This is a genomic window from Serratia sp. CY81684 (assembly GCF_052166595.1).
GTDB classification, from domain to species: Bacteria; Pseudomonadota; Gammaproteobacteria; order Enterobacterales; family Enterobacteriaceae; genus Serratia; species Serratia nematodiphila.
Genome location: NZ_JBJNOO010000001.1, coordinates 1,219,533 through 1,236,443 on the forward strand (window position 1 = coordinate 1,219,533; position 16,911 = coordinate 1,236,443).

At 60.2% G+C, this 16,911-nt stretch carries 18 protein-coding genes and 1 pseudogene; 12 read left to right on the forward strand and 7 right to left on the reverse strand.

The features are described 5' to 3' along the window. Positions 1-15: 15 nt before the first annotated feature. The 4 genes from ACJ8QF_RS06065 to ACJ8QF_RS06080 all read left to right on the forward strand — a co-directional run bounded on the left by ACJ8QF_RS06065 (position 16) and on the right by ACJ8QF_RS06080 (position 3,833). Positions 16-432: a DUF2000 domain-containing protein gene (locus ACJ8QF_RS06065; RefSeq protein ID WP_004941246.1), complete on the forward strand. Its 417-nt coding sequence runs from the start codon at positions 16-18 to the stop codon at positions 430-432. A gap of 72 nt (positions 433-504) precedes the next feature. After that, the gene (locus tag ACJ8QF_RS06070) at positions 505-1,536 is read left to right on the forward strand and encodes a LacI family DNA-binding transcriptional regulator (protein ID WP_049186078.1); all 1,032 of its coding nucleotides are present in this window, start codon (positions 505-507) and stop codon (positions 1,534-1,536) included. Between the two features lie 186 nt (positions 1,537-1,722). Next, on the forward strand, positions 1,723-2,646 hold the full coding sequence (locus tag ACJ8QF_RS06075) for a TIM barrel protein (protein WP_049186076.1): 924 nt from the start codon (positions 1,723-1,725) through the stop codon (positions 2,644-2,646). Between the two features lie 14 nt (positions 2,647-2,660). Further along, entirely contained in the window at positions 2,661-3,833 is a 1,173-nt protein-coding gene (locus tag ACJ8QF_RS06080; RefSeq protein WP_049186072.1) for a Gfo/Idh/MocA family protein, read from the forward strand. Between the two features lie 13 nt (positions 3,834-3,846). Here the strand turns inward: ACJ8QF_RS06080 and ACJ8QF_RS06085 are convergent, their stop codons facing one another. After that, positions 3,847-4,197 carry a GFA family protein gene (locus ACJ8QF_RS06085; RefSeq protein WP_265261323.1) on the reverse strand — a complete coding sequence of 117 codons (351 nt, stop codon included), beginning with the start codon at positions 4,195-4,197 and terminating at the stop codon, positions 3,847-3,849. A gap of 141 nt (positions 4,198-4,338) precedes the next feature. Here ACJ8QF_RS06085 and ACJ8QF_RS06090 point away from each other — a divergent pair, with 141 nt between their 5' ends. Next, positions 4,339-4,548, forward strand: a complete 210-nt coding sequence (locus tag ACJ8QF_RS06090; RefSeq protein ID WP_004941260.1) for a hypothetical protein — start codon at positions 4,339-4,341, stop codon at positions 4,546-4,548. A 202-nt stretch (positions 4,549-4,750) separates the two neighbouring features. After that, positions 4,751-5,395 carry a Qnr family pentapeptide repeat protein gene (locus ACJ8QF_RS06095; RefSeq protein ID WP_015377630.1) on the forward strand — a complete coding sequence of 215 codons (645 nt, stop codon included), beginning with the start codon at positions 4,751-4,753 and terminating at the stop codon, positions 5,393-5,395. Positions 5,396-5,403: 8 nt separating this feature from the next. Here ACJ8QF_RS06095 and ACJ8QF_RS06100 read toward each other — a convergent pair whose 3' ends face one another. Next, on the reverse strand, positions 5,404-5,802 hold the full coding sequence (locus ACJ8QF_RS06100; protein WP_265261349.1) for a hypothetical protein: 399 nt from the start codon (positions 5,800-5,802) through the stop codon (positions 5,404-5,406). Between the two features lie 561 nt (positions 5,803-6,363). Between ACJ8QF_RS06100 and cspE the strand changes: the two genes are divergently transcribed. Both cspE and ACJ8QF_RS06110 read left to right on the forward strand, forming a co-directional pair. Beyond that, complete coding sequence (gene cspE, locus ACJ8QF_RS06105) at positions 6,364-6,576, forward strand: transcription antiterminator/RNA stability regulator CspE (protein ID WP_004941268.1); 213 nt, start codon at positions 6,364-6,366, stop codon at positions 6,574-6,576. Between the two features lie 114 nt (positions 6,577-6,690). Continuing rightward, positions 6,691-6,769 (forward strand): annotated as a pseudogene (locus ACJ8QF_RS06110). Positions 6,770-6,982: 213 nt separating this feature from the next. On the opposite strand, the gene ACJ8QF_RS06115 reads toward ACJ8QF_RS06110, so the two are convergent. After that, positions 6,983-7,660 (reverse strand): isochorismatase family protein, encoded by a 678-nt coding sequence (locus tag ACJ8QF_RS06115; RefSeq protein ID WP_016928046.1) that lies wholly within the window; start codon positions 7,658-7,660, stop codon positions 6,983-6,985. A 253-nt stretch (positions 7,661-7,913) separates the two neighbouring features. Here ACJ8QF_RS06115 and ACJ8QF_RS06120 point away from each other — a divergent pair, with 253 nt between their 5' ends. Both ACJ8QF_RS06120 and ACJ8QF_RS06125 read left to right on the forward strand, forming a co-directional pair. Continuing rightward, positions 7,914-8,342: a universal stress protein gene (locus ACJ8QF_RS06120; RefSeq protein WP_021505530.1), complete on the forward strand. Its 429-nt coding sequence runs from the start codon at positions 7,914-7,916 to the stop codon at positions 8,340-8,342. 314 nt (positions 8,343-8,656) lie between these two features. Continuing rightward, positions 8,657-9,412 (forward strand): SDR family NAD(P)-dependent oxidoreductase, encoded by a 756-nt coding sequence (locus tag ACJ8QF_RS06125; protein WP_131164307.1) that lies wholly within the window; start codon positions 8,657-8,659, stop codon positions 9,410-9,412. 43 nt (positions 9,413-9,455) lie between these two features. Here ACJ8QF_RS06125 and ACJ8QF_RS06130 read toward each other — a convergent pair whose 3' ends face one another. Genes ACJ8QF_RS06130 through puuD form a run of 4 tightly spaced genes read right to left on the reverse strand, consistent with a single transcriptional unit; the run spans position 9,456 to position 13,575 of the window. After that, positions 9,456-10,736 carry an NAD(P)/FAD-dependent oxidoreductase gene (locus ACJ8QF_RS06130; protein WP_004941279.1) on the reverse strand — a complete coding sequence of 427 codons (1,281 nt, stop codon included), beginning with the start codon at positions 10,734-10,736 and terminating at the stop codon, positions 9,456-9,458. 11 nt (positions 10,737-10,747) lie between these two features. Beyond that, on the reverse strand, positions 10,748-12,244 hold the full coding sequence (gene puuC / locus ACJ8QF_RS06135) for an aldehyde dehydrogenase PuuC (RefSeq protein WP_265261322.1): 1,497 nt from the start codon (positions 12,242-12,244) through the stop codon (positions 10,748-10,750). A 15-nt stretch (positions 12,245-12,259) separates the two neighbouring features. Further along, positions 12,260-12,817 carry an HTH-type transcriptional regulator PuuR gene (gene puuR, locus ACJ8QF_RS06140; protein ID WP_033638246.1) on the reverse strand — a complete coding sequence of 186 codons (558 nt, stop codon included), beginning with the start codon at positions 12,815-12,817 and terminating at the stop codon, positions 12,260-12,262. After that, positions 12,814-13,575 (reverse strand): gamma-glutamyl-gamma-aminobutyrate hydrolase, encoded by a 762-nt coding sequence (gene puuD / locus ACJ8QF_RS06145; protein WP_004941285.1) that lies wholly within the window; start codon positions 13,573-13,575, stop codon positions 12,814-12,816. Before puuD ends, puuR begins: the two co-directional genes overlap by 4 nt. A 219-nt stretch (positions 13,576-13,794) precedes the next feature. On the opposite strand from puuD, the gene ACJ8QF_RS06150 reads away from it, so the two are divergent. Together ACJ8QF_RS06150 and ACJ8QF_RS06155 are read left to right on the forward strand one after the other, a co-directional pair. Further along, positions 13,795-15,213, forward strand: a complete 1,419-nt coding sequence (locus ACJ8QF_RS06150; RefSeq protein WP_015377637.1) for a glutamine synthetase family protein — start codon at positions 13,795-13,797, stop codon at positions 15,211-15,213. Between the two features lie 308 nt (positions 15,214-15,521). After that, a complete protein-coding gene (locus tag ACJ8QF_RS06155) occupies positions 15,522-16,892 on the forward strand; it encodes an APC family permease (protein WP_004941289.1) in 1,371 nt (456 codons plus the stop codon). Positions 16,893-16,911: the final 19 nt, after the last annotated feature.

Consider the following 16,911-nt stretch of genomic DNA (forward strand, 5'->3'; position numbering starts at 1 on the left):
TTCAAGGAGAAGAGTATGTACAGCGACAACGAGAAAAAGTTTTATATCATCCTCAACCGCAATCACGAACCGGCCACGCTGTTTAACGCCTCTTGCCATCTGACGGCGGGCATCACCGATCTGATCGAGCAGCGCGAGTTTCACCACTATCCGAGCAGCCTCGACGGCGTCAGCGCCAATATGAGCCACTACCCGATCGTCATCCTGCAGGCTAAAAACAGCAGCCAGCTCAGCAACCTGATCCTCAAATGCAAGGAGGAGGGCGTGCTGTCCAACTTCTTCACCACCACCATGCTGTCGCACTCCGCCGAGCAGCAGATCGCCGACACCGCCAACACGCCTTACGAGCAGTTGGATTTCGTGGCGGTGGCGCTCTACGGCGACACTGAACAGCTTAAGCCGCTCACCAAGAAGTTCTCCGTCTACCGTTAATCGCGAACGGCATCACATCAGGGGCGGCAACGGCTATGATATTTTTCCATCAAATCGTTGATGGAGATGAACATGAGCGGCAAGAAAACCACCATGGCGGCCATCGCCAGAGAGGCGCGGGTCGGCATCGCCACCGTCGATCGGGTAATCAACCAACGCGCGTCGGTGCGGCCCGCCACCCAGCGCCGGGTGATTGAGGCGGCGAAAAAGTTGGGGTTCGCGTTGGAGAAGTCCCACTGCCTGTCGGCGGTGCTGGGCAGGCCGGAACGCCGCCTGAGAATGGGGTTCATCCTGCTGCGGCGCGAACACTCTTTCTATGCGCAACTGGCTGATGAACTGATGGCGCAAGCGGCGCCGTATCATGAGCCGGGTCAGCCGCCGCAGTTTATCTTTCACTCTCTCAATGCCATCGGCGACACCGCCGCCGCCATTAGCCAATTGAGCCGCCAGGTGGAAGCGATCGGCGTGTTGGCGCTGGATCACCCCCTGATCCACTATGCCGTAGAAGAAGCCGCCCAGGCGGGCATCAACGTTTTCGCGCTGCTGTCGGATTTATCGGTGCCCAGCCGCGCCGGCTACATCGGTCTGGATAATCAAAAAGCGGGCCGCACCGCCGGCTGGGCGGTGGATCGTCTGTGCCGGCGGCAGGGCGACGTCGGCGTGATCATCGGCGACAACCGTTTTACGTGTCAGGAGGCCTGCGAGATCGGTTTCCGCTCTTATCTGCGTGAGCAGATGAGCGGCCAGCGCGTGCTGGAGCCGGTGCGCAGCCATGAGGACGCGGAAACGGCGCGCCGGGTCACGCGTGAACTGCTGGCGAGCCACCCGGAGCTGGCGGCGCTTTACGCGCCGAGCGGCGGTGTGGAAGGCATTATTCAGGCGTTGCGAGAGAGCGGCCGGCAGCATGACATTACGCTGGTGTGCCACGGCCCGGTGCAGGGCGGTGAAATGGCGCTGCTCGACGGCACGGTGGATCTGCTGCTGTGCCACCGCATTCCCGAATTGGCCGCCACGATCGTCGAGACGTTACTCGCCGCCGATGAACAACCGGGATTACGCCACATCATTAATCGCTTCGATGTGATCACCAAAGAAAACCTCTGACGGCCGCTGAGTGGTGTTTGCCGAGGTCAGGGCGCAGCCAGGCGTCGCCTATATTTGATTAAAAACCATCAAATATTTTATCAAAAATAGCGCGATCTCTATCAAAAAATAAAATTTTCATTATTGATGGTTTTGGAATTTTTGTTTGATACTGCCGGCATTCCCTGCAAAAAAGGAGCCGTCGCCATGACTTTGCCTATCGCCAATGCGCCCTGCAGTTGGGGCGTGGATGATCCGAACAACCCCCATTTGCCGCCCTACGCCACGGTTCTGCAAGAAGCGTCGGCGGCCGGCTACCGCAGCATCGAGCTGGGGCCGTGGGGCTATCTGCCGACGCAGAGCGAGGCGCTGTGCGCCGCGCTGGAGCAGCAGCGCCTGTCGCTGGTGGCCGGCACGATTTTTGACGATCTGGTCAGCGAGGCGAACATTGAGCGCCTGCTGGATCTGACGCATCGGATTTGCCGCAACCTCTCGCGGGCGCCCAGGGCGGAGCCGAGCGAGGGCGATCGCGCCGCGCCGCCGTTCCTGGTGATTATCGATTTCGGCAATCCGCAACGCGCCAGATTCGCCGGGCGTTCAGATTTAGCGCCGCGTTTGTCGCAGGCGGAGTGGCAGAGGATGATCGGGCACATTACGCGCATCAGCGAACTGGCCTGGCGGGAATACGGTGTGCGGCCGGTGGTGCATCCGCACGCCGGCGGCTGCATCGAGTTCGCCGACGAAATCGACCGGTTGGCGGCGGACATTCCGCATCACACCGCCGGATTGTGCCTGGATACCGGCCATCTGTATTACGCCGGGCTGGATCCGGCTGCCTGGCTGAGCAAGCACTTTGATCGCCTCGATTATCTGCACTTCAAAGACGTCGATCCGCAGGTGTTTCGCGAGGTGCTGGCGCGCGGCGTCGATTTCTTCACCGCCTGCGCTGAGGGCGTCATGTGCCCGTTGGGCTGCGGGGCGATCGATTATCCGCAGCTGCGTGCGCTGTTGGCCGAGCGCGGATACCGGGGCTGGATCACTATCGAGCAGGAGCGCGATCCGCGCAATGTGCAGGGCAGCCTGCAGGACGTCACCGCCAGCTTGCGCTACTTGCGCGGCCTCGGCTTTTAATCAGGAGAAACACGATGATCAACGGCAGCAAACCTTTGGCGAGATCGTTGCGCTGGGGCATGGTCGGCGGCGGCGGTACCAGCCAGATCGGTTACATCCACCGTTCGGCGGCCTTGCGCGACGGCGCGTTTACTCTGTTGGCCGGCGCGTTCGACATTGACGCCGATCGCGGGCGTGATTTTGGCCGGAGTCTGGGCGTGGCGGCGGAGCGCTGTTATGCGGATTATGCCGAGATGTTCCGCGCCGAAGCCGCGCGGGCGGACGGCATCGAAGCGGTCTCGATCGCCACGCCGAACAACACCCATTACGCCATTTGCCGGGCGGCGCTGGAGGCGGGATTGCACGTGGTGTGCGAGAAGCCGCTGTGTTTCAGCGTTGAAGAGGCGCAGGCGCTGGCGGCGCTGTGCGAGCGGCAGCGCAAAGTCATCGGCGTGACCTACGGTTATGCCGGGCACCAGATGATTTTGCAGGCGCGGCAGATGATTGCCGATGGCCGGCTGGGGGAAGTTCGGCTGGTGAATATGCAGTTCGCTCACGGCTTTCACGCCGCGCCGGTGGAGCAGGATAATCCCAGCACTCGCTGGCGGGTCGATCCGCGCTTTGTCGGCCCCAGCTATGTGCTGGGCGATCTGGCGACCCACACGCTGTTCCTGGCGGAAACCATGGCGCCGCAGCTGAAGATCCGGCGGCTGATCTGCAGCCGGCAAAGCTTTGTGCCGTCGCGCGCGCCGTTGGAGGACAACGCCTATGTGCTGATGGAGTATCACAACGGCGCCATCGGCTCCGTGTGGGCTTCGGCGGTCAACTGCGGTTCGATGCACGGCCAAAAGGTGCGCATTGTCGGTGAAAAGGCCAGCCTGGAGTGGTGGGATGAACAACCCAATCAGCTGCGCTTCGAAGTGCAGGGCGAGCCGGTGCGGATCCTGGAGCGCGGCATGCCGTATCTCGCCGCGTCGGCGCTGGCGGACGATCGCATCGGCGGCGGCCATGCGGAGGGGCTGTTTGAAGCCTGGTCGAATCTCTACCGCCGCTTCGCGCTGGCGATGGACGCCACCGATCGGCGCGACGCGGCCTTCCTGGCCGACTTCTGGTACCCGGACGTGCAGGCCGGCGCGCTGGGCGTGAAGTGGGTGGCGCGCTGCGTGCAATCCGCCGAAACCGACGCCGGCTGGGTCGCCTTCGACTGAGCGAGCGATTCGCTCAGACGCTGGCCCCGTCGTAGCTGTGGATCTGTAACGCATCGAGCGCGACGTCAGGCACGCAGCGCAGGTTAACGGCGCACATCGCGGCGCCGTCCGGCGCAGTGCCGTAGGCGAAGGGCTGGGCGCCGCAGGTCCGGCAAAACTGATGGCGGATCTTGTGCTGATTGAAGGTATAGGTGCTGAGTTGATCTTCACCGCTGCGCAGCGTGAAGGCCGCGAGGGGAAAGAACGACAGTAACAGCCCCTTGCGGCGGCAGATCGAGCAGTTGCAGCTGAGGGCTTCGGTCGGCAGTTCGGCGTCTACGGAGAAGGTGACGGCGCCGCAGTGGCAGCTTCCCTGGAATGACATGGCGGTGATCCTGTGGCAGGAGGGCGGGTTTGCCCAGTATAGTGCAATTTATCGCCATTCGGCCGCACCGGGCGGGGTTTCCTTAATAAATGCGCGGTTTTCTGGTAGGTTAAGGTTTAACGTCATCAAAAGGAGATCGCGATGTTAGAACATTACTATCCGGCCAATATGGGCGCCGAACCGGTCACGGACGAACAGCACAAACGGCTGGTGGCGGTGCAGGCGGCGCTGGAACTGATCAAGGCCACGCTGTCGGATACCAACGACGGCAACGGCGTGGACTTCCAGCTGAAGGCGGCGGAGAAGCACATCGGCCCGATGGCCGACGCTATTCAGGAAGCCCTGAAGTAACGGTTCGCCGTCACGCCAACCGCCCGTATCGGGCGGTTTTTTTTGCGCCGATTACTGCGGTCTTTTACGACGCCAGCGGCTCAAGCCATCATCAGGTGCCCGTTCATATTCCGCTCTCGCGCCTTTGCTCGACGACGATTGCCAACCGCGCCGGAATAGGATTAAATGCGCACTGGCTGTATAAATAAACAGGTGTGCTGCGATGAGTCTGATGTTGAAGGGTGAAAAGATTGACCGTAACCGCTTTACCGGCGAAAAGATTGAAAACGGCAGCTTTATGCTGTGTGATTTTTCGGGCGCCGATCTGACCGGTACCGAGTTTATCGGCTGCCAGTTTTACGATCGCGACAGCCGACAGGGCGGCAATTTCAGCCGCGCGATCCTGAAAGACGCCAGCTTCAGAAGCTGCGATTTGTCGATGGCCGACTTCCGCCATGCCAGCGCGCTGGGGGTGGAGATCCGCGAATGCCGCGCGCAGGGCGCCGATTTTCGCGGCGCCAGCTTTATGAACATGATCACCAGCCGCACCTGGTTTTGCAGCGCCTATATCACCAAAAGCAACCTGAGCTATGCCAACTTCGCCAAGGTGGTGCTGGAGAAATGCGAGCTGTGGGAAAACCGTTGGCACGGCGCGCAGGTGCTCGGCGCCAGCTTCAGCGGCTCCGATCTGTCCGGCGGCGAATTCTCCGGTTTTGACTGGCGCGCCGCCGATGTCACCCAGTGCGATCTGAGCAACGCGGAACTGGGCGAGTTGGATTTGCGCACCACCGATCTGCAGGGCGTCAAAATGGACAGTCACCAGGCCGCGCAGCTGCTGGAGCGGCTGGGGATCGCGATCATCGGCTAAGGGAATGGCTAACGCGACGGTTGGCCAAATAAGCGCTTGAAGGCTTTCTCTGCGTCCACGGGAATGCGGCGTTGCATTACCGGGATAGTGAAGCGCGGATCCTGGGAGAGGTGGCGAGCCTGCTCGTTGAGCGGCACGACGGCGATCGCCAGATTGTCGTTAGCCTGCATGACGCCTTCCTGTTCGAACAGGGCGAACACCGGCGTGTCGCGCGCGTTACCCAATGAGCAAGCCGAAATCCAATAATCGCCGTCTTGGGCAAATTTGCACTGCGCCGCTTGCGGGCCAATCGCGCTGATTTGTTTGGCAATCAAGGCATTCGCGTTTTCCACATAGCTTGGCGGTGCCGGCTGGCAGCCTGCCAAACTGAGCGTCAGTGCAGCAAGCGTCAGTGTTCTTTTGCCCATCATAGCCATCCTTGAGGTCATTTCCTGTAAAGTAAAATAATTATCCTAACAACGATAATGCGCCAGTGTCGAGAACAGATTGATTTATTAAGCTTTTATTTCTATTTCATGACGATTAAGCGGTTTTCTTCAGTGTTTTAGCAGGGAGTAGTTTCGCGTGAAGGGAAGAGCAGAACGCGGAATCAGCGGCTGTTTGCGCGTTCATGATCGGCCCCGGCGCGGCGAATCCAATCGTTCGTTATTTTTCACCCCGAACGCCGCGCAGATAACCCTGAGCTGGCGGCAGATGCAGACGGTGCTTTGCGGTAATAAATTTATGAGGCAGATGAATATAATTTAAAATATATCTTGCTTAAATAATTTAGCTGTGTGTAAATAGCGTCATCGGTTTGTAGTACAGACCTTATGAAAGCAGTTTTAGTAAAGCAGTTCTCAGTATTAGCGATATCCCTCAGATACCTCTTCTTCCGCGAATTCTCTTCTCTAGTGCCCCATAAGTTTCCAATAAAAACAGACCTCTATCGCCCTATGGCGTCGCAAAAATATAAAGGAAATATCTCTATGTCCAATAAAATGACTGGTTTGGTAAAATGGTTTGATGCAGGTAAAGGCTTTGGCTTTATCACCCCGGCAGACGGCGGCAAAGATGTGTTCGTACACTTCTCCGCTATCCAGAGCAACGATTTCAAAACGCTGGATGAAGGCCAACAGGTTGAGTTCACTATCGAAAATGGCATGAAGGGGCCTTCTGCCGGCAACGTGGTCGCGTTATAATTTTCGGCCGAGGTGCAATTTCTTACGACAGCGATGATGGTTTAAGCCGGAGCAGTTAAGCAATGAAATCCTCAGCCTGAATAAACTCCGGGTTCGCCCGGAGTCTTTCTCGATACGTCATTAGCTCAGCAGGAAGAGCGGCAGCGAAATTATTCGTTGGCGGACTGGGGTTCGATTCCTCGATGACGTTCCAATAATTAATGATTATTGGCAACAGAAAAACAGATTGCCGCAGAATTAATAACGCCGCGTTTCAGTCTATTTTTCTGTTGTGAAAAAGTCGCGCTTAGGCTGCGTAATGTTGGAGTGTGGGATGGACGCTTACGCCATAACATGACAGCCGGGAAAGTCACCGGCACACGATTAATAGCCCCGGCCTTGGCCGGGGTTTTTTATGCCCGCGATCTTAACGCTGCGAGTCCAGCAGTTCGTTGTTTTTCACCACGTCCTGCGCTTTGAGGTAGCTCTCGATCAGCAACTGATAGGCCGGGAAGATTTTGGTGTAGACCTCGGCCCATTGCTGAGCGTCGGCGCGGTTCCAGCTGCCCTGCAGCTCCGAGGCCACGCCGGCGGTGTCGATCGGCACCACGCCGGCCTGCACCACACGCGCCAGGGTGATTTCCTGCGCCATTTTCGAGTAGGTGCCGGAGGCGTCGATCACCGCGAACACTTTATAGCCTTCGGCCACCGCACTGATGGACGGGAAGGCCATGCAGACGCTGGTGATGGTGCCGGCGATGATCAGGGTCTTGCGGCCGGTGGCCTTGACCGCCGCCACGAAGTCCGGGTTGTCCCAGGCGTTGATTTCCCCTTTACGGGCGACGTATTGCGCGTGCGGTGCATTCTGGTGAATTTCCGGGATCAGTGGGCCGTTGGGGCCCTGCGGCACCGAGGCGGTGGTGATCACCGGCAGTTTACTGAGGGTGGCGATGCTGGCCAGGGCGGCTGCGCGGGCGCGCAGTTCGGTCATCGGCATATCGGCGACGGTCTGGAACAGGCCGCTCTGGTGATCAATCAGGAGCATGACCGCGTCATTGGCATCAATAACAGGACGCTGGCCGTTGAAATTGGCTGGAGTGCTCATGGTGTTTTCCCTTTCTCGTCGTGAGGTCAGTGGGTATCTTCTTTGATTGATAAGGCTGAAACTCAGCACTTGCCTACAGTGTAGGGAGAAGAGAGAAATCCGGTAGAGTCTGAAGTCGGGATGCATCGTTCCATAAATGGAACGATTTTGACGCAGGCGAGCGGCCCGGCGCTGGGCTAAACTTAAGATGCATAAGAAACATGCGGCAAGGAGCGCCATCCTGTTTACGGATCTGACGAGGAGGGCCGCCATCATGGCTTACCGGCATATCGTTGTCGCCACGGATCTCAGCGAAGACGCCGAGTTCCTGCTGGGCAAGGGCGCCAGACTGGCCGCCGCGCTCAATGCCAAACTTTCCCTGATCTATATCGACATCCACCGCGCCGGCTATTACGTCGATCTGGGCGTGGGCGATTACAACTACACCGATCGCACCTTTTCGGAGCGGGTGAAGAATATGCTCAATGCGATCAAAGGGCAGTCGTCGTATCCGGTGGAAGAGGTGATCGTCAGCCGCGGCGCGTTGACGGAAGAGCTGAACCGGGTGGCGAAGGAAAAAGGGTTCGATCTGGTGATCTTCGGCCATCACCACGATGTCTGGAGCCGGCTGGTTTCTTCGGCGCGTCAGGCGATCAACGAGCTGAACGTCGATCTACTGGTGATCCCGATCGAGAAAAAATAGTCGCGGCCGCCGACGGGCGGCTGCTTTTTTCATTCGCATCGCTTATCTCTGAGCGGCCATAACCGTCTATCCGCAATAATCCCGCTTGCTGATAATCTGCCAGGAAAATAGTGACTGGCCGCAATTTTATTATCTCCATCAATATGTTGGCCAAAATCCGATAAAGATTAACCCAGCGCATTGAAATGACTCGTATACCTCCTTTTGGTTAATAAACCGCACGTTTTGACTGGCTCTCAGGGAGCCTGAGTCTTATCCTCGGAGCAATGAGATTTGTATGACTTATATAAATGCGTTTACATGGAGGAGGTCTCATGCGTTTTGACAATAAAGTCGTGGTTATCACCGGTGCGGGCAATGGCATGGGGGAAGCGGCGGCGCGGCGTTTCTCCGCCGAGGGCGCGATCGTGGTGCTGGCCGACTGGGCCAAGGATGCGGTGGACAAGGTCGCCGCTTCGCTGCCGAAGGGCCGGGCGATGGCGGTGCATATCGACGTTTCCGATCACGTCGCGGTTGAAAAAATGATGAACGAGGTGGTGGAAAAACTGGGCCGCATCGACGTCCTGCTGAACAACGCCGGCGTACACGTGGCGGGCAGCGTGCTGGAAACCAGCGTCGACGACTGGCGTCGCATCGCCGGGGTCGATATCGACGGCGTGGTGTTCTGCTCCAAATTCGCCTTGCCGCACCTGCTGAAGACCAGGGGCTGCATCGTCAATACCGCGTCAGTGTCCGGCCTGGGCGGTGACTGGGGCGCGGCCTATTACTGCGCGGCGAAAGGCGCGGTGGTCAACCTGACGCGCGCCATGGCGCTCGATCACGGCGGTGACGGCGTGCGCATCAACTCGGTCTGCCCGAGCCTGGTCAAAACCAACATGACCAACGGCTGGCCGCAGGAGATCCGCGATAAGTTCAATGAGCGCATCGCGTTAGGCCGTGCGGCGGAGCCGGAGGAAGTGGCGGCGGTGATGGCGTTCCTGGCCAGCGACGACGCCAGCTTTATCAATGGCGCCAATATTCCGGTCGATGGCGGGGCGACCGCCTCGGACGGCCAACCGAAGATCGTTTAAGCGTTAACGCACAGGCCCGGCCATCATGACCGGGCCTGCTGTTTTAGACGCCGATGCGGTCGCGCAGCGTGTAGTAGGCCGCGCCGATGGCGGTGAACGGGATCTGCAGGTTGCGTCCGCCGAAGAACGGCAGGTGCGGCAGCTTGGCGAAGGCGTCGAAGCGTTCGGCGTCGCCGCGCATCAGCTCGGCGATCAGCTTGCCCGCCAGATGGGTGCAGGTCACGCCGTGGCCGCTGTATCCCTGCATGTAGTACACGTTATTCTCCAGCCGACCGAACTGCGGCATGCGCGACAGCGTCAGCAGGAAGTTGCCGGTCCAACGATAGTCGATACGCACCCCTTTCAGCTGCGGGAAGGTCTTCAGCAGCTTTGGCCGGATCAGATTGTCGATGTCGTCCGGATCGCGCGCGCCGTACACCACGCCGCCGCCGTACAGCAGGCGATGATCGGCGGTGATGCGGTAGTAATCCAGCAGGTAATTGCAGTCTTCCACGCAGTAGTTCTGCGGGATCAGCGCCTGCGCGATCTCCGGCGCCAGCGGTTCGGTGGTCACCACCTGAGTGCCGCACGGCATGCTGCGTTTGGCCAGCCGCGGCTCCAGCTTATCGCCCAGGTAGGCGTTGCCGGCGACGATGACGAAGCGCGCCTTCACCTGGCCGTTGGCGGTGCTGATGAGCGCCGGTTCGCCGTGGCGGATGTTCGTCACCGCCGATTGCTCGAAGATGCGTCCGCCCTGCAGGCGAATCGCCTCGGCCTCGCCCAGCGCCAGATTGAGCGGATGGATGTGGCCGCCGCTGTGATCGAGCAGCGCGCCGACATAGCGATCGCTGGCGACCTCCTGGCGCACCCGGTCCGCATCGAGCAGCTCGAGCTGGGTATTGCCGTAGCGCTCCCAGTTGCGCTTTTGCTCGATCAGCGCATGGAACTGCTTGTTGTTCAGCGCGGCGAAGATGCCGCCGGGGCGGTAGTCGCAGTCGATGGCGTAGCGGCTGATGCGACTGCGAATGATCTCCGCGCCTTCAAACATCATGCTGCCGAGCAGGCGGGCGCTTTCCGCGCCGTAGCGCTCCTCGATCACATCAATGTCGCGGCTGTAAGAGTTGACCAACTGGCCGCCGTTGCGGCCGCTGGCGCCGAAACCGATGCGCGCCGCTTCCAGCACCACCACGTCGTAACCGGCTTCCACCAGGAACAGCGCGGAGGAGAGGCCGGTATAGCCGCCGCCGATCACGCAGACGTCGCACTCGAGAGATTCATTCAATTGCGGATAGGGCTGATGGGCGTTGGCCGTGGCCGCATAGTAGCTTTTTACGTGTTCAGTCATGATGTAAGCCCTTATTCCAGCGATATCCAGGTGGTTTTCAATTCGGTGAATTTGTCCAGCGCATGCAGCGATTTGTCGCGGCCGTTGCCGCTCTGCTTATAGCCGCCGAACGGCACGGTCATGTCGCCGTCGTTGTAGTTGTTGACGAACACCGTGCCGGCCTTCAGCTGGCGCGCCATGCGGTGCGCCCGTGCCAGATCGCGGGTCCAGACCGCGGCGCCGAGGCCGTAGTCGCTGTCGTTGGCCAGCTGCAGCGCCTGTTGCTCGTCGTCGAAGGCGGTCACCGCCAACACCGGGCCGAAGATTTCATCGCGCGCCACGCTCATGGCATTGTCCACCTGGGTGAGGATGGTCGGCCCCAGATAGCCGGCGTGGTCGCCCTGTGGATGGTCGCGCCCGTCGAGGAACAGTGCGGCGCCCTGGCTCAGCCCCCGCTCGATATAGCCGGCCACTTTCTCGCAGTGGCCGCTGTCGATCAGCGTGCCCATCACCGTGGCGGGATCGAGCGGGTCGCCGGGGATGAAGGCCGCCGCATGTTTGCGCAGCGCCTGCAGGAACGCTTGCTCAATGCTCGCTTCGACCAGCAGGCGAGTGCCGGCGATGCACACCTGCCCCTGATTATAGAAGATGCCGGCGGCGGCGCTGCGGGCGGCCTGATCCAGATCCGGGCAGTCGGCAAAGACGATGTTGGCGCTCTTGCCGCCGGCCTCCAGCCAGACGCGCTTCATGTTCGATTCGCCGGCGTAAATCATCAGCTGTTTCGCCACCAGGGTGGAGCCGGTAAAGGTGAGGGCATCGACGTCGCGGTGCAGCGCCAGCGCCTTGCCGGCGTCGTGGCCGTAGCCGGGCACCACGTTCAGCACGCCATCCGGCAGCCCGGCCTGTTGCGCCAGTTTGCCGAGCAGGATGGCGCTCAGCGGCGATTTTTCGGAGGGTTTGAGCACCACGCTGTTGCCGGCGGCCAGCGCCGGGCCGAGTTTCCAGCAGGCCAGCAGCAGCGGGAAGTTCCAGGGCACGATGGCGCCGACCACGCCGATCGGTTCGCGCTCGATCAGCGCCAGCGCATCGCGGCCGGTGGGGGCGATTTCGCCGTACACCTTATCGATCGCTTCGGCGTACCAGCGGATGCAGCGGATAGCGCCCGGCACGTCGTCGCGCAGGCTGTGGCGAATCGGTTTGCCGGTGTCCAGCGTTTCCAGCAGCGCCAGCTCTTCGTGATGCTGCTCTATCAGATCGGCGAAGCGCAGCAGCGTGGCTTTGCGTTGCGCCGGCGCGGCCTGCGCCCAGTCGCCGCGTTCAAAGGCGGCGCGCGCCGCGCTGACCGCCCGATCGATGTCGGCGGCTTCACCGCGCGCGACCTGCGCCAGCTCACGGCGGCCGGCGGGATCTTCCACGGCGAAACGCTTCCACGCGGCGGCCGGCTGGTAGCGGCCGTCGATAAACAGCTGGTGCTCAATCTTCAGGGCCTGCGCCCGTTGTTGCCAATACTGCAAATGGTGAAAGTTCATGCCTGGCTCCGTTGATCAGAATGTCGTCGGCGTATGGGCGCTGATAATCCGGCAAATGCGCGCCGACGTGTTGCTGAAGCTGTGGGGAATGCCGGTATTGATGGCGTAGCTCTGCCCGGCCAGCAGGTGATAGCTCTGGCCGTTGACCTGCAGCACCACTTCGCCCTCCAGCAGCGTGCCGATCTCTTCCCCTTGGTGTTTGATGCGCTCGCCGGTGGTGGTGCCCGGTTCGTAGGTCTCGATCATCATTGCCAGCGTGCGGTTCGGATCGCCGTTGTGGATCAGCTTCATCGAAACGCCCTGGCTGCCGATTTCGATCAGATCGTCACTGCCTATCACGATCTGCGGTTCTGCCGGTTTTTCCGGCTCGGCGAAAAACGCCGACAGCGACAGACCGTATACCGTCAGCAGCTTTTGCAGCGTGCTGATGGCCGGGCTGACCTTATCTTGCTCGATAGTACTGATGGCGCTGTGGGTTAACCCAGACAGTTCGGCGACCCGGCGCTGCGACAACCCCAATTGTTGACGGATCTGCGACAGACGTTTTCCCGGTGCCAAGCTGACGTCGCTCATGGGCGTTTTTCCTTTTGATAGTTCCGACAGGCGGTGATGAAACCATCAAACAACAGGCGCGACAGGGCGTACTCGTCGCTGTTCCACTCCGGGTGCCACTGCACGCCGAGCGCGAAGGGCTGATCGCGCACGCTGATTGCCTCCACCAGCCCGTCAGCGGCGTGCGCCTCGATGCGAACGCTCGCGCCCAGGGTTTTGGCGCCCTGGCCGTGCAGCGAGTTCACCCAGAATCTGTTGCAATCCGGTATCAGTTGCGAAAGCAGCCCCCCTTCCTGAACGATGACTTCATGGGCGGGGGCGTATTGCTGTTCCAGCGGCAGGTCGTGATCTTCACGATGCTCCAGCAGCTCGGGCAGTTCGTACAGGCGGCGATGCAGGGTGCCTTGGGTGGCGACCACCATCTCCTGCATGCCGCGGCAAATGGCGAAAAGGGGAATGCGCCTGTCGAACGCCTGGCGGAGCAGCGCCAGGCTCAACGCGTCTCGGCCAGGATCGGCGTCAGGCTCATCGCCGTTTTCACCATAAAGGTGCGGCTGCACATTACTGGGGCTGCCCGGCAGCAAAATGCCGTCGAGGCGCGGCAACAGTTCCGCCAGCATTTCCGGCTCCGCCAGCGCGTGCGGCAGGGCGATCGGCAAGCCGCCGGCGGTGATAACGGCATTCAGGTACTTTTCTTGCAAGGTCTGTGTGAGGTGCCCGTTTAACCTATACCTGCACATGACGACGCCGATGACTGGTCTGTTAAATATATTGTCCATGCTATCCCCTTGGTACGTTCGAAATTATGAACGATAAGCTTCTCCACCGCCGATTTCGTTCAATATTCTATAAATCTAGCAGTCGATTGGGCAATATTCAAACCAAAAGTAACACTTGCAAAACAAATTTGTTTCATCTACGTTTCATTTGTGGGCATTATATTGAACAAGACGGTCAATAAACATCGACGACAGCAAAACACAAACGGCGGGTGAACCATGCAGACCAACATCGTAGAAGTGGAAAACTTTGTTCAGCACAGTGAAGAGAGACGAAGTAGCGCGTTCCAGCGCGAAGTGAAGAAGTACCTGGAACGTTATCCGTTAACCCAACATGTCGACGTACTGCTGACCGATCTGAACGGCAGCTTCCGCGGCAAACGCATCCCGGTCGGCGGCCTGAACAAACTGGAGAAGGGCTGTTATTTCCCGGCGTCGGTATTTGCGATGGATATTCTCGGCAACGTCGTAGAAGAGGCCGGGCTGGGGCAGGAGTTGGGCGAGCCGGATCACGTGTGCGTGCCGGTGCCGGGCACGCTGACGCCGTCGGCGGCGGACCCGCAATATATCGCGCAGGTGCTGCTCACCATGCTGGATGAAGATGGCACTCCCTTTGACGTTGAACCGCGCAATGTGCTGAACCGAGTGTGGCAGCGTTTGCGTCAGCGCGGGCTTTCCCCCGTGGTAGCGGTAGAGTTGGAGTTCTATCTCATCGATCGTCAACGTGATGCGGAGGGCTATCTGCAGCCGCCTTGCGCGCCGGGAACCCAGGAGCGCAACACCCAAAGCCAGGTGTACTCCGTCGATAACCTGAACCATTTCGCCGATGTGCTGAGCGAAATCGACGAGCTGGCCCGTTTGCAGGGCATTCCGGCGGACGGCGCGGTGGCGGAGGCGTCGCCGGGGCAGTTCGAAGTCAACCTGCACCATACCGATGATGTGCTGCAGGCCTGCGACCATGCGCTGGCGCTGAAACGGTTGGTGCGCATGGTGGCCGAGAACCACAACATGCAGGCCACCTTTATGGCCAAGCCGTATGAGGAGCACGCCGGCAGCGGCATGCACGTGCACATCAGCATGCTGAATGCGCAAGGCGACAACGTGTTCGCCGATGACGACGGCGAAGATTCGGCGCTGCTGAAACAGGCGCTGGCGGGCATGATCGCCCTGATGCCGTCCTCGATGGCGCTGCTGGCGCCGAACGTCAACGCCTATCGCCGTTTCCAGCCCGGCATGTATGTGCCGACCCAGGCTTCCTGGGGGCATAACAACCGCACCGTGGCGCTGCGCATTCCCTGCGGCGATCGCGACAACCACCGCGTGGAGTATCGCGTGGCGGGCGCCGACGCCAACCCTTATCTGGTGATGGCGACCATTCTGGCCGGCATCGTCTACGGCCTGGAAACCGCATTGCCGCTGCCTGAGCCGGTGACCGGCAACGGGCTGGAGCAGGACGGGCTGCCGTTCCCGATCCGCCAGAGCGACGCGCTGTACGAGTTTGAGCATCAGCCGGTGCTCAATGCATTGCTGGGCGAACGCTTCAGCCATGTCTACCTGGCCTGCAAAACCGACGAGCTGGTGCAGTTCGAGCGCCTGATCACCGAAACCGAAATCGAGTGGATGCTGAAAAACGCCTGATCCCGCTCACCTAACGACTACCGCGCGCGTCCGGCGCATTTCATCGGCTCTCCTGTGGCCGGTGAGGCTGCGCGCTGCGGTAAAGAATTTCTTCTATCACGGCGTACAGGACGCCGACGAGGAAATAACCATGACTCAGTCATCCCCATGCGCAGGCGTTTGCCTGTGCCGCAGTGCCTACGGGCCGGTCGCCGGCCGCCCGACAGTGACCCCAAATCGTTTTTCCCGCCGCCTGAACAGCAGTTTCCCCGCGGCCTCTCTGAATGACGTTGCACGGTTGACAGCAGAGGACCAAAAGGGGAACTGCCATGACGATTAAAGCCATCGACAGCGGCCCGGCGGGCAAACCGCAACTGCGCAAATCCCTCAAGCTGTGGCAGGTGGTGATGATGGGCCTGGCCTATCTGACCCCGATGACAGTGTTCGACACCTTCGGCATTGTCTCCGGCCTCACCGACGGCCATGTGCCAACCTCCTATCTGCTGGCGCTGGCCGGCGTGCTGTTCACCGCCATCAGCTACGGCAAACTGGTGCGCCAGTTTCCTACCGCCGGCTCTGCCTACACCTATGCGCAGAAGGCGATCAACCCGCACGTCGGTTTTCTGGTGGGGTGGTCGTCGCTGCTGGATTATCTGTTCCTGCCGATGATCAACACGCTGCTGGCGAAGATTTACCTGACCGCGCTGTTCCCGGAAGTGCCGCCCTGGGTGTGGGTGGTGGGCTTCGTTATCCTGATCACCGCCATCAACCTGAAAAGCGTCAATCTGGTGGCCAACTTCAATACCCTGTTCGTGCTGGCGCAGGTGGCGATCATTCTGGTATTTATTTACCTGGTGGTGCGCGGCCTGCACAACGGCGAGGGGATGGGCACGGTGTGGAGCCTGCGGCCGTTCCTCAGCGAGAATGCCCACCTGCTGCCGATCATTACCGGCGCGACTATCCTGTGCTTCTCGTTCCTCGGTTTTGACGCGGTCACCACGCTGTGCGAGGAGACGCCCGACGCCGCCAAGGTTATTCCGCGCGCCATCTTCCTGACTGCGCTGTACGGCGGGGTGATCTTTATCAGCGTGTCGTTCTTCATTCAGCTGTTTTTCCCGACCATTCAACGCTTTCACCAACCCGACGCCGCGCTGCCGGAGATCGCGCTGTACGTCGGCGGCAAGCTGTTCCAGTCGATCTTCCTGTGCGTGACCTTTATCAACACGTTGGCCTCCGGCCTGGCGTCGCACGCCAGCGTGTCGCGCCTGCTGTATGTGATGGGGCGTGACAACGTGTTCCCGGAGAAATTCTTCGGCTATATCCACCCCAAATGGCGCACGCCGGCGCTGAACGTACTGATGGTCGGGCTGGTGGCGTTGTCGGCGCTGTCGTTCGATCTGGTGACCGCTACGGCGCTGATCAACTTTGGCGCGCTGGTGGCCTTTACCTTCGTTAACCTGTCGGTGATCAGCCACTTCTTTATTCGCGAAGGGCGCAACAAAAGCTGGAAGGATCGCTTCAACTTCCTGTTCCTGCCGCTGGTGGGGGCGTTGACGGTGGGGGTGCTGTGGCTGAACCTGGAGAAGAGCTCGCTGACCATGGGGCTTATCTGGGCGACGCTGGGTTTCGGCTATTTGGCCTGGCTGACCCGACGCTTTCGTCAGCCGCCGCCGCAGTTGGAGCGGCAACCGCAGCAATAAATTCACAGGCGGGAGTTTC